Origin of the sequence: Keratinibaculum paraultunense (genome assembly GCF_016767175.1) — a bacterium.
Lineage (GTDB): Bacteria > Bacillota > Clostridia > Tissierellales > Tepidimicrobiaceae > Keratinibaculum > Keratinibaculum paraultunense.
Map to the genome: position 1 here is coordinate 608675 of NZ_CP068564.1, position 13958 is coordinate 622632.

The following is a 13958-nucleotide window of genomic DNA, read 5'->3' on the forward strand; positions in this document are numbered from 1 at the left end:
TTATTGTTTAGAAAATCAAATTAAGTTTATAATATTATGGTATAATAAAAATCAATTGCTAGATTAATAGAGGTGGATTATGTTAAACATAAATGAAAGTATATTATTAGATAGAGTTGATAGCTATTCTACTTATATCAAAGGAATAAGATATTACAATGAAGGTAGAATAATTAAATTAAAATCAAATGCTAATTTAGATTATTTTGAAGGTATTGTGAGAGGAAATTCAAAATATACAGTTGCTATAAAAATTAGCGAAAAAGGAGAAATTGTATCTACAGATTGTACTTGCCCTGCTTATAAAAAATATTTAGGGGATTGTAAACATATAGTAGCAATTCTTCAATGTATAAAGGATTTAGATGAGGAAGGCAAATTATTTAAAAAAGATGAACAAAGTATATCTAATATAATAGACTTTTATAGGCAAAATTATGAAATTGAAAAGGTATATTTAAATTTGGAGCTTAATTATGAATTTAATTTAAGCGAACATTATAATATAGAAAAAGCTTCATATTTAAATTTGCGCATAGGTGAAGATAGATTATATGTAGTAAAAAACATGAAAAATTTTCTAAATGCTTTAGAAGAAGAACAGGATATAGAATTTGGGAAACATTTTGTTTTATCTCCTTATAAGCATAAATTTAAGGAAGAAGATAAAGAAATAATTGATTTTTTAATGCTATTATATGAACATAATAAAACAAACAATATATATAATTCAGATAATATATTTAAATCTAAAAATGTTTTGCTTAAACCTTTTGCTGTTAAAAGATTTTTTGATCTCATGAAAGGCAGAAGCTTTAATGCTAGAATTATGGATAAAAATTATAATGATATAGTAATAGTAGAAGAAGCAATACCTTTGGATATGGATATTCAAGGGAATGGGGAGAATTTATCTCTAGTATTTAATACCAATGATCTTTTATTACCTCTTACTTCTGATGGAGAATATTTTTTTGGGTTCAATCAAATATATAAATTGCCTGAAAATCAAAGAAGAAAATTAGCACCTCTATATAATGAAATAGTTGTTAGAGGAAATGGAACATTAAAGGTTCCTGATAAATATAAAGAATCTTTTATATCAGAAGTTCTTCCTAATATAAAAAATGTTGTCAATTTAAATATAGATGATAAAGTAAAAGAAGCAATATATAATCCAGAACTTAAAATTGAGATTTATTTTGATAAACAGGAAGATATAATTACAGGAAAAATTGATTTTATTTATGGAGATATAACTATAAATCCTTTTAGTTCTAAGGAAAATGATTTTGTAGATAAAAATAAAATATTATTGCGAGATATTGAAAAAGAAAGATATATTTTAAGTTTACTTGAAAAAAGTGAATTTAAGGTTAGAGATGGAATAGTGTTTATGGAAGAAGAGGCAAAAATATTTGACTTTATATATAATATTCTCCCTAAACTTCAACAATATTGTGATATATATTATTCAGAAAACTTTAAAAACTTAAATCTTAAAAATGCCTCTGATTTTTCAGGAGGAATAAGGCTTAATGAAAAATTAGATATGCTAGAATTTGATTTCCAAATAGATGGAATAGATGAAGAAGAATTATATCAAGTATTCAAAGCTTTAAAAGAGAAGAAAAAGTATTATAGATTAAAGGATGGTTCTTTTTTGCCGCTTGATAGTAGAGAAATTAAAGATATTGATGATATGTTAAATTATCTTAATGTAAGTAAATCTGATTTTAAAAAGGAGTTTATTCCCATACCTAAGTTTAGAAGCATGTATTTAGATAGATATTTGAAGGAAAAAAGATTAAATTTTATAAAACAAAATGTGAATTTTAAAAAACTTATTATGGATATAAATGAACCAGAAGATATAGAATATGAGATACCAGAGGAGGTTAAATATATACTTAGGGATTATCAAAAATTTGGATTTAAATGGCTTAAGACCTTATCTAAATACGGTTTTGGTGGAATTTTAGCGGACGATATGGGTTTAGGCAAAACACTTCAAGTAATTGCATTTTTATTATCAGAGAAAAAGGAAAAGGGTTCATTTCCATCCATTGTAATAGTACCTACTTCATTAGTATATAATTGGGAATCAGAAATTAAAAAATTTGCACCTGATCTTAAAGTTTTAATTATTGTAGGAGACAAATTAGAAAGAAATAAGCTTATTGAAGATATAAACAACTACGACATAGTTATAACATCTTATCCCCTTATAAGAAGAGATATAGAATTATATAAAGATATTAATTTTAGATATTGTATATTAGATGAGGCTCAGCATATAAAAAATCCTAATTCCTTAAATGCTAAATCTGTTAAAAGTATCAAGGCTAATAATTATTTTGCTTTAACTGGCACTCCTATGGAAAATTCCCTTATGGAATTATGGTCTATTTTTGATTTTTTAATGCCAGGGTATTTGCTATCAAAGAAAAAATTCACAGAAAGATATGAAAAGCCTATTGTTAGAGAACAGGATAGTAATGCTCTTAAAGATTTAAATATTCATATAAAACCTTTCATTTTAAGAAGAGTTAAAAAAGATGTATTAAAGGAATTGCCTGATAAAATAGAACAAAAAATAGTAGTAGATATGACAAAGGAACAAAAAAAGATATATGTTGCATATTTAAAATCTATAAAGGGAGAAATAGAGGAAGAAATAAGTCATAAAGGATTTAATAAATCTCAAATAAAAATTTTAGCAGGACTTACAAGGTTAAGGCAAATATGTTGCCATCCTGGAATGTTTATTGAAAATTATGAAGGGGAAAGTGGTAAACTGAGTTTTCTTAAAGAAATATTAACCGATGCAATAGATGGTGGACATAGAATACTTCTTTTTTCTCAATTTACCAGTATGTTAAGTATTATAAAGGATATGTTAGATGGGGAAGGAATACAATATATGTATCTTGATGGTTCTACAGATGTTATGAAAAGGGGAAAGTTAGTAGAGGATTTTAATAAAGGTATAGGGGAAGTATTTCTAATTTCTTTAAGAGCAGGTGGGACAGGATTAAATTTAACGGGAGCAGATACGGTTATACATTTTGATCCATGGTGGAATCCTGCAGTAGAGGAGCAGGCAACAGACAGAGCTCATAGAATTGGTCAAGAAAATACTGTTCAAGTAATTAAACTTATAACCAAAGGGACAATTGAAGAAAAGATATTTCAACTTCAAGAGGAAAAAAAAGAAATGATAGATAGAGTAATAACAGAAGGAGAAACTTTAGTATCTAAATTAAGTGAAGAGGAAATATTATCTTTATTCAAAATTTAAAAAAACATATATTTATGGGCAGGGAATTTAACCCTGCCCACTTGATTACTATCTATATTTAATAATAATTGTGTTCCATTTCAGCTTCTTTTTTAGTTTTATGAATTGTACCATGGGGATGTTCAGGAGGAGCATAAATTGAATAAAGTTTCATTGGTGTATTTCCAGTATTGACTACATTATGCCAAGTACCAGCAGGTATAACTATTGCATAATCATCATATACATTTGCTTGAAAAGTTAAATTATCCATACTATTTCCCATTAAAACAACTCCTTGACCTTCTTCTATGCGAATAAATTGATCTGTATTAGGATGCATTTCTAAACCAATATCCTCACCTACATCAATGCTCATTAACGTAAGCTGTAAATGTTCTCCTGTCCATAAAGCAATACGGAAATAATCATTTTGTTCTGTAGCTTTTTCAATATTAATTACAAAAGGGTAAGGACCATAGTCTATTAAATTGATGGGATATTCCCAATAATTTCCATGATATTCCAATTTATTATTATAACACATAATTTTCACTCCTATTGATTTTTTATATTATTCTATATTTATTATATGTTTTTTATTAGGTAAAAGTTCTTCTAAAAAAGTAGTATATTAGGGATGATCAAAAGGCATTAACACAAGTTGAAAGAAAATTTGCCATAAATTAAAAGCAGAATAGTTTACTTGTTAGTAACTTCTTCCTATTTGCTAAACTATAGTAATAAAATTATATTGTAAATAATATATAAGTATAATTTGGATACAATAACAGAGAGAATATATATTATATAAAAGCTAGATAGGAGGATTTGTATGGCAGTAGTCAAAGTTATAGAACTTCTTTCCGAATCAGCAAATGGCTGGGAAGCTGCAGCACAAGAAGCAGTTTCAGAAGCCTCAAAGACAATAGACAATATTCAAAGTGTCTATGTTAGCAATATGCAGGTCATTGTTGAAAATGATAAAATAGTCAATTATAGATTAAACGTTATTAAACATGAGTTTGACTGCTAGTTATGTTGCTTTAGTAATTATATTAATACGATTATTGCTAAAAAAAGCACCAAAAATATTTTCTTATGCTCTTTGGGGTGTATTATTGTTTAGATTGATTTGTCCCTTCTCTTTTGGGAGCAGTTTAAGCTTGATACATTCTAAATCTAATGCAATTCCCAAGGATATAATTTATACACAAAATCCTGCTATAAATACTGGAGTTGAAACTTTAGATAAGGTGGTAAATGCTACAATTCAAAATTCTCTTCCTTCAGTTCGACCTGAATACAGTTTTAATCCTATAATTTGGCTTTCATTTGTTCTGATGGTCAAGGATATGGAGATGTCCTGTATTGATGTTTATTATTCCTCTGCCTTGTTTAACTACCATTCTATTTGATAGAGAAACTGTACAGTACTAAAGGACAAGAACTTTGCAAATGATAAAAACTTTTAATGAACAATTTAAGAAAACCATAGTATTATTCAGAGAAGATTTTTCAGAGGTCTGTATCACATATGTTTGACTTCTCTAAAAAAACAAAGTATCTTAAAACATTGACAATCGAATCAAATTGTTATATGTTGTATTTAACAGATCGTACACAAAAGTCAAAAACTATATTTAACATGGGAGAAGAGGTATAAAATTGAAACTTGGTGAAATTTCAAATATAAAGACAGGATTAGTATTAACAAGGAAGAAAGCCAATATAAAATATGAAATTAAAGATGTATATAAATTAATTACTTTAAAAAATATTGAAGAAGATGGAGTATTTAATGAAGAGCCTTTTGATACTTTTGAAAGCAATGATAAATTGGATAAGGGATATTTTACTGAAGAAGGGGATATTCTTGTAAGATTAAGTCACCCTTATACTGCTGTTTATATTGATGAAAGCAAAACCGGATTATTAGTACCTTCATATTTTGCAATAATAAAGTTGAAAACTAAGGATTACATTCCAGAATATATAACCTGGTATTTAAATACTGATGAAGCAAAAAAAGAGCTTATTAAATCTCAAACAGGAACTAATATATCTACTACCAATAAAACTATACTTTCTTCTATAGATATAAAAGAATTTTCAAAAGAAGATCAAAATAGAATAAGAGAAATTCAAAAATTATATTTCAAGGAAAAAAAATTATTAATAAAATTAATGGAAGAAAAAGAAAAGTATTATAATGCAGTAATAAATAAATTACTTAAAAATGAAATGAGGAGGAATTAAAGCTATGGATAAAAAAACTACACAGGAAGAAATAAATAGAACTTTATGGGAGGCATGTGATACTTTTAGAGGTAAAATTGATTCTAGTATATATAAGGATTATGTACTTGTAATGCTTTTTTTAAAATATCTAAGTGATACATATAAGGAACATTTAGAAGAATACATGGAAAAATTTAAAGGAAATGAAGTAATGGTTAAAAGGGCAATGTCTAGAGAGAGATTTATAATTGATGAAAAATGTACTTTTGATTATTTGTATACTAAAAGAAATGATTCAAATATTGGGGAAATAATCAACAAAGCACTAGCTAAGTTAGAGGAAGATAATCCAGGTAAATTAAGAGATGTATTTATGAGTATAGATTTTAATAGTGAAGCAGTATTAGGGAAGACAAAAGATAGAAATGCTATGCTCAGGACATTAATAGAGGATTTTGCAAAATTGGATTTAAGGCCTTCCAAAGTTGGAGATGATGACATTATTGGAAATTCCTATCAATATATGATAGAAAGATTTGCATCTGATGCAGGGAAAAAAGGTGGAGAATTTTTTACTCCTTCTATGGTATCTGAATTATTAGCTAGATTGGTAAAACCAAAAGAAAATGATAGGATATATGATCCTGCATGTGGTTCTGGTTCCTTACTTATAAGAGTTGCAAATCAAGTACCTGGTAGAAAAGTAGCTATATATGGTCAAGAGAGAAATGGACAAACTCATTCTCTATGTATGATGAATATGTTTTTACATGGTATAGATGATGCTAAAATTGAATGGGGGGATACTTTATCCAATCCACTGCATTTAGATGATGGGAAATTGATGAAATTTCAAGTAGTAGTAGCTAATCCTCCATTTTCATTAGATAAATGGGCGATGGGATTTGCAGGAGATAATGATGATAAATTTAAAATGGAAGCAAGTTTAGACCCTTATGGAAGATTTAACTGGGGAGTACCGCCTAAATCAAGGGGAGATTATGCTTTTGTATTGCATATGCTTCATTCCCTAGCTGAAGATGGAAGAATGGCTGTAATACTTCCTCATGGGGTTTTATTTAGAGGAGCTAGTGAAGGGAAAATTAGGAAAAAAATTATAGAAAATAATTTATTAGATGCAGTAATTGGTCTTCCAGAAGCATTGTTTTATGGTACGGGAATTCCAGCTTGTATAATGGTGTTTAAGAAAAATAGAAATAGAACAGATATTTTATTTATAGATGCATCAGGAGAAGGAAATTATGAAAAAGGTAAAAAACAGAACAAATTAAGAGAACAGGATATAGAAAAAATAGTGGAAACTTATGAAAACTATGAAACAGTAGATAAATATTCTTATGTAGCAAGCATAGAAGAAGTAAAAGAAAATGATTACAATTTGAATATCCCAAGATATGTAGATACCTTTGAAGAAGAAGATCCAGTTAATATGGACGAAGTAGCTGAGAATATTAAGAATATAAAAGCAGAGATTAATAAAGTTGAAGAACAGATGGCGAAGTACTTGAAGGAATTAGGGTTTTAGAGATAATACTATAAAAATATCGAGAAGAAGAATTTTAGAACTATGATGTATAAAAGGTGGTGGAAATTTTGAATGCTGAAATAAAGACAAGAATAGAAATGATAAGTAGGGGCGAAGTACCTGAAGGGTATAAGAAAACTAAGGTGGGGATTATACCTGAGGATTGGGAAGTGAAGAGGTTGGGGGAATTAGGTAAATTTTTTAGAGGAAAGGGAATACCTAAGTCAAGGATATTAACTGAAGGTATTGGCTGTATAACCTATGGTGAAATATATACAACTTATAATTATACTTTTAAAAATTTCAAGTCCTATATTAATGAAAGGACAGCCAAAAATAGTGTTCCTATAAAGAAAAATGATATTTTATTTGCTGGTTCTGGTGAAACATTAGAAGAAATAGGTAAATGTGTAGCCTATTTGGGTGAAGATCAAGCTTATGCAGGGGGAGATATAGTTGTGTTTCGACCTTATGATATTGATGGTGAAGTACTGGGATATTTATTAAATCATGATATTGTAAATAATCAGAAGTACAAATTAGGGCAAGGACATTCAGTTGTCCATATATATGCTAAAGACTTAGAAACTATATTAATACCTGTTATCCATGAGAAAGAACAACAAAAAATCGCCCAAATCCTCTCCACTTGGGACGAAGCTATAGAATTAAAAGAAAAACTAATAGAACAAAAGAAACAACAGAAAAAAGGATTAATGCAGAAACTTTTAACAGGAGAAGTAAGACTACCTGGATTTGATGGGGAGTGGGAAGAGGTAGAGTTTAATAAAATATTTTCTAGAATTCCATCTAATAAATATCAAATTAAAACAAAAGATTACCTAGAAGATGGCTTGTATCCCGTTGTAGACCAAGGAAAACAGAAAATTATTGCGTATTCTAATCATGAAGATAAATTATTTAAAATCAAATCTGATGGGGTTATAGTATTTGGAGACCATACAAGAGAAGTAAAATATATAGATTTTGATTTTATTATAGGGGCTGATGGTACACAATTGATTAAAACTAAAGAAGGGTTTGACATAAAATTTTATTATTATCATTTGTTAATTAAGAAAATACCAGATACGGGTTATAATAGACATTTTAAATTTTTAAAAGAAATGATGTTCTATTATCCACCATTGCCTGAACAAAAAGCCATAGCCCAAATCCTCTCTACAGCTGATAAAGAAATTGAGTTATTGGAAAAGGAACTAGAACTTTTAAAACTTCAGAAAAAAGGTCTAATGCAATTACTTTTAACAGGTATAGTTAGAGTGAATTGATAAGGAGGTGTAATTGTGACTAAAGGATATTTATATGATGAAGAAAATATAAGTCAAAAACCTGCAATAGAAGTATTAAAAAATTTAGGATATATATACATTCCTCCAGAAGATGCAGAAAAGATGAGGGGAAGTCTATACAATGTACTTCTAACGGATATATTAAAGAAAAAATTAATAGAGCTTAATCAATATGAATACAAAGGGAAAATCTATAAATTTAGCGAAAAGAATATTAATCAAGCTATTAAAGATTTAGATGAGCCTTTAACTGATGGATTGGTTAGGACTAATGAAAAGATATATGATACTTTAATGCTTGGAAGAAGCTATGAAGAAAATCTTCCCGATGGTTCTAGGAAATCTTTTTCTTTAAGATATATTGATTGGAATAATGTATATAATAATGTATTTCACGTAGTTGAAGAATTTACAGTGGAAAGAGAAGATGGCAAGGGCAATATTAGACCAGATATAGTACTATTTGTAAATGGGATACCTTTTGGAGTTATAGAATGCAAGAGAGCGTCTATTGATATAAGACAAGGTATACAACAGATGATAAGAAATCAAAAAAAAGACTACGCTCCCCATCTATTTAAATATAGTCAAATACTAATGGTAACTAATAAAAATGAAACTAAGTATGCTACATGTTTTACTCCAAGAAAGTTTTGGTCTGTATGGAAGGAAGAGTACGAAGATTGGCTTCAATATTATTTGAGTAGAACTGTATTTAATAGGCTGCCTACAAATCAGGATAAAAATATAATATCTTTATTCCATCCAGAGAGATTACTTGAAATTACTAGATATTTTATTTTGTTTGATAAAAATGTAAAAAAGATAGCTAGATATCAGCAATTTTTTGCAGTAAAGGAGATTACAAAAACTATAGAAAAAAGAGATGAAAATGGGAATAGAAAATCAGGAGTGATTTGGCACACTCAAGGAAGTGGTAAATCTTTAACTATGGTTATGTTTTCTAAATATGTTTTATCAGAACTAAAAGATTATGATCCAAAGGTTATTGTAGTTACCGATAGGGTGAATCTTGATAAACAAATCTACCAAACTTTTAATCATACTAGATTAAAAGCTAATAGGGCTACATCGGGAAAACATCTTGTTGAACTAATTAATGACAACAAAGCTGATATAGTTACTACATTAGTCCATAAATTTGATATTGCATCTAGTAAGCAAAATCCCATATTGTCAAAGGATATATTCGTTTTAGTAGATGAATCTCATAGAACTCAATACGGAGAGCTTCATATCAAGATGAAACAGGTATTTCCCAATGCTTGTTATCTAGCTTTTACAGGCACTCCTCTTATGAAAGACGAACGGAAAAATACTATGATTAAATTTGGTGAACTTATCCATACTTATACCATATCTGATGCAGTTAGAGATAAAACTATAGTTCCACTTTTGTATGAAGGACGAATGGTAGATCAAACAGTGAATAGAAAGGCTATAGATAATAGATTGGAAATGATAACAAGGGATTTAAATGATAAACAAAAAGAAGAGGTTATGACGAAATGGAGCCAATTTGAAAAAATAGCATCTTCAGACCAGAGAATTGGACTAATAGCTTTTGATATAAATGAACATTTTGTAAAAAATTACAAGACTAAAGGTTCAGGGTTTAAAGCAATGCTTGCAACCAATAGTAGGGTGGAAGCCATAAGGTATTTAAAATACTTTGAAGAATGGGGAGATTTGAATGCAGCTGTTATAATATCTCCACCAGATCAAAGAGAAGGTCATGATACAGTAGATGAAGAATCTAAAGATTTAGTAAAGAGATTTTGGGATAAGATGATGGATAAATATGGTAATGAGGAAAATTATGAAGAAATTATTAAAGATGAATTTGTCAATGGAGATGATTTAGATTTATTAATTGTAGTGGATAAATTATTGACTGGTTTTGATGCTCCAAGGGCTACAGTTATGTATATAGATAAATCCATGAAAGAACATACATTATTACAAGCCATAGCAAGAGTAAATAGACTTTATGAAGGGAAAGATTATGGAATTATTATAGATTATAGAGGTCTTATTGACAAATTAGATGAAGCTATGGAGATGTACTCGGGTGCAGGATTAGAGAATTTTGATCCTAAGGATTTAAAAGGAGCTTTATATGATATAAAAAGTATTATAGGTTTGTTGAGACAATATCATACCGATTTGGTAAATATATTTATTCCAGTTAAAAACAAGGGTGCCATGGAAGAATATGAAGTGTTGTTGGAGAATGATAAGCTAAGAGAGGAATTTTATGAAACTTTTAGTAAATTTGGAAGACATTTAAAAATAGCATTAGAATCTGAAGAAGTGTATAACGCATTAAGCCAACATGAGATAAATAAATATAAAAGAGATTTTAAATTTTGTCAAGAGCTAAGAAAAAATGTGAGAATTAGGTATTCGGACACTATAGATCATAAGGAATATGAGGCTAAAATGCAAAAACTTGTAGATAATTATATTGCTGCTGAAGAAATAATACAGATTACCAATCCAGTAGATATTCTTGATAAAAAAGGATTTGAAAAAGAACTTAATAGATTAGGTTCACCTGGAGCAAAGGCTGATGCAATAAGGACTAGGATGACTAAAAGTATAAATATAAAATGGGATGAAAATCCATTATATTATAAGAAGTTTTCAGAAAGAATAGAAGAGGTTTTAAAAGCTTATAAGGAAAAGCGGATTAGTGAAAAAGAATACTTTGAAAGAATGAATGATCTAAAAAGAGATTATCAAGAAGGCTATTCTCCTATTGAATATCCTGAGATTATTAAAGATAAACCTGATGCTCAAGCTTTTTATGGAGCAACTATTGATGTAATTAAAGAGTCTGATGAAGATTATAATGTAGAGGATAATATAGAAGATATTAGTGAAGAATTAATAGCAGAGCTTTCCCTTAAAATTGAAGATATTGTAAGAAATAATATTAAAGTAGATTGGCATAATAATGTGGAAGTTCATAAGAAAATAGAACAGGAAATAGATGAGTTATTATTTGATTTTAAGATGACTCATAATATAAGTTTGGGCGTTGAGCAATTTGATAAAATAATAAATAAAATAAAAGATGTAGCATTAAAAAGGTACTAAGGGTGATTAAATGACAAAACATATAATTAATTATGGTGATAATAAAATTAAATTTGAATTAGAAAGAAAAAATGTTAAAAATATAAATTTAAATGTTAGACCAGATACGAGTGTTAAAGTATCAGCAAGTAAAGATGTGCCTTTAGAAGTTATAAATGATTTTGTAAAACAAAAGGGTTCATGGATAATCAAAAGTATCAACTATTTTGAAAAGTTTCAATCGGTAAAAAGTGACAAAGAGTATGTAAGTGGTGAATCTTTCAAATACTTAGGAAGGCAATATCGGTTAAAGGTTAGGGAATCAAAAGAAGAGACGGTAAAATATTTTAGAGGTTTTATATATATGTATGTAAAGGATAAAAGTGATATTCAAAGAAAAGAAAAACTATATAATGATTGGCTGAATGAAAAAGCTTATATACATTTTAATGAATCTCTAGACAATATGTATAAATTAGTTTACAACTATGATATACCTAAACCCAAGCTTAAAATTAGAGACATGAAAGCTAGGTGGGGTTCATGTCATAATAAAGATAAAACAATACTTTTAAATTTAGAGTTAATAAAAGCCCCTAAATATTGCATAGATTATGTAGTACTTCATGAACTTATACATTTTAAATATAGAAACCATGATAAAAAATTTTATACATTTTTGACCTTACTAATGCCTGATTGGAAAAGGCGTAAGGAAATATTAGATGAAGAAGTAATTAAGGACTTATAAAGCTGCCATTGAAATTAATCATGGCAGCTTTATTTGTTTCTATTTTAATAATTTAACTATAGTTTCATATACTAGTTTTGGTGCTACATTGAAAGAATAATCTTTTTCCAGTCTTTCTGTAAATTTATGGGCATCCTTCCCAAAGGGACCTATATTTACTACTGGTAGATTTAATTTTTGCATCTCTTCAATAGGCAAATTATATTTAGTTTCAAATCCAGGCATATTGTTTTTTAATGAACCTATAGCATTTTCTTCCCTAGGAGCTGCAGCATAGCTTAAATCTGATATATAAGGATAGAATTTTTTCATCTTAATATCATAATCCGTTTCAGTTTCTTCTATAACTTCATTTACTACATTGAGTAGTTTTTTCTCCAATGGGGATTCGCCCTTTACATATATGTGTGGATAATATGGCGGTGAATAATATGCTATTACTACTGGATTTTTGTCTGACCACATATTGTGTAGAGTTTCCACCATTTTAAGAGCAAATACTCTTTCATCTATATTAGGATCATTCAATAAATCCTCTTCTAATTGTTTTATTACTTTATCAACTTCTTCGCCTTTTTCTTCTTTTACTTTTTCATATAACTGTTCATAGGACATAACCCTTGGTTCCCAAGGTAATTTTTCATAGGGGAATCCATTAAAGTCACAGTACTTTTTGTATTCAACATTTAAACTATCTATAACTTTCTTAAATGCTAAATTAGCTCCATCTATTACCTTATCCATCATTTGGTCTGGAGTACTGCTATGGGTACCAAAATTAAAATATAGATAGCTTGTTTTTGCAGTTTGTACTGAATATTCTGGTTTTAAATCTTGCTGTCTTAAAGATATAGGAGGAACTGTAACTTCTCCCTCAGCTTCATCACAGTATTTAGTGTTAAAATCCATCTCCTCTACAATAGCTGAAGATATATGATTTGGATCTAATCCTTTAAATGGATCTCCACCATGAGCTTCAGAACCTACAATATAAAAGCTGGGCATTAGTTTTCCAACAGTTCCTACATATATATACCTAGTATTATCTCCATCATATCTGGGAGCACTATAATCTGTATCGATTACTGCTAGATATTCAAATCCTTCTGTTTTTTCTAGATTAATCAATTCGGGCACAACAGAAAGCATACCTCCTGAATTACCTTCTTCATCACATACAGCAGCAAATACAATGTTTCCTTCAAAAATTTTTACATCATCTGAAATAGCTTCTACTATAGTCATCAATGTGGCTACTCCACATTTCATATCAAATATTCCTCTACCAAATAGATATTTTCCCGATTCTAAATCCCTTAGAGCTTCCTCTGGTATGGATATTTCTTTTAATTTTTCTACTAATTCTAAAGGTTTAGTTGCATAGTTTTTCAAAGTACCATAATCGGAAATTCCTACTGTGTCAGTATGACCTATCAATATTACTGTTTTTTTGCTATTTCCTTTTTCACCTTTTACCATAGCCATTACACTTTTTCTTCCTAAAGGATCATTTTTTATAGGTACATATTTTACATTTTCAGGATATTTTTTAAAATACTCCATATCTAAAAATTTTTCATATATTTTTTTTACCACATCATTTTCATATTTTGTTCCCACTATACTGGGAGTTTCTGCTAATTCTAGTGTAAGAGTTTCTATTTTTTTGCTTAAGTTTTTGCTCATTTTTATAACCTCCTAAGAAATATAACTAATTTAACAAGT

General features: G+C 28.6%; 10 protein-coding genes. 8 read left to right on the forward strand and 2 right to left on the reverse strand.

The window, feature by feature from the left end:
* The first annotated feature begins 79 nt into the window (after positions 1-79).
* Entirely contained in the window at positions 80-3301 is a 3222-nt protein-coding gene (locus tag JL105_RS02850) for a DEAD/DEAH box helicase (protein ID WP_132026477.1), read from the forward strand.
* 58 nt (positions 3302-3359) lie between these two features.
* Here the strand turns inward: JL105_RS02850 and JL105_RS02855 are convergent, their stop codons facing one another.
* Positions 3360-3827, reverse strand: a complete 468-nt coding sequence (locus JL105_RS02855; protein WP_132026479.1) for a cupin domain-containing protein — start codon at positions 3825-3827, stop codon at positions 3360-3362.
* A 288-nt stretch (positions 3828-4115) separates the two neighbouring features.
* On the opposite strand from JL105_RS02855, the gene JL105_RS02860 reads away from it, so the two are divergent.
* The 7 genes from JL105_RS02860 to JL105_RS02890 all read left to right on the forward strand — a co-directional run bounded on the left by JL105_RS02860 (position 4116) and on the right by JL105_RS02890 (position 12233).
* A complete protein-coding gene (locus JL105_RS02860; protein ID WP_132026481.1) occupies positions 4116-4316 on the forward strand; it encodes a dodecin family protein in 201 nt (66 codons plus the stop codon).
* The gene (locus JL105_RS02865; protein WP_132026483.1) at positions 4300-4698 is read left to right on the forward strand and encodes a M56 family metallopeptidase; all 399 of its coding nucleotides are present in this window, start codon (positions 4300-4302) and stop codon (positions 4696-4698) included. Before JL105_RS02860 ends, JL105_RS02865 begins: the two co-directional genes overlap by 17 nt.
* 250 nt (positions 4699-4948) lie before the next feature.
* The gene (locus tag JL105_RS02870) at positions 4949-5539 is read left to right on the forward strand and encodes a restriction endonuclease subunit S domain-containing protein (protein ID WP_132026485.1); all 591 of its coding nucleotides are present in this window, start codon (positions 4949-4951) and stop codon (positions 5537-5539) included.
* A 4-nt stretch (positions 5540-5543) separates the two neighbouring features.
* The gene (locus JL105_RS02875) at positions 5544-7067 is read left to right on the forward strand and encodes a type I restriction-modification system subunit M (RefSeq protein WP_132026487.1); all 1524 of its coding nucleotides are present in this window, start codon (positions 5544-5546) and stop codon (positions 7065-7067) included.
* 68 nt (positions 7068-7135) lie between these two features.
* Entirely contained in the window at positions 7136-8359 is a 1224-nt protein-coding gene (locus JL105_RS02880; protein WP_132026489.1) for a restriction endonuclease subunit S, read from the forward strand.
* A 15-nt stretch (positions 8360-8374) separates the two neighbouring features.
* Positions 8375-11503, forward strand: a complete 3129-nt coding sequence (locus JL105_RS02885) for a type I restriction endonuclease subunit R (RefSeq protein WP_132026491.1) — start codon at positions 8375-8377, stop codon at positions 11501-11503.
* Between the two features lie 10 nt (positions 11504-11513).
* On the forward strand, positions 11514-12233 hold the full coding sequence (locus JL105_RS02890) for a M48 family metallopeptidase (protein WP_132026493.1): 720 nt from the start codon (positions 11514-11516) through the stop codon (positions 12231-12233).
* Positions 12234-12272: 39 nt separating this feature from the next.
* On the opposite strand, the gene JL105_RS02895 is transcribed toward JL105_RS02890, so the two are convergent.
* Positions 12273-13919 (reverse strand): M20/M25/M40 family metallo-hydrolase, encoded by a 1647-nt coding sequence (locus JL105_RS02895; RefSeq protein ID WP_132026495.1) that lies wholly within the window; start codon positions 13917-13919, stop codon positions 12273-12275.
* Positions 13920-13958: the final 39 nt, after the last annotated feature.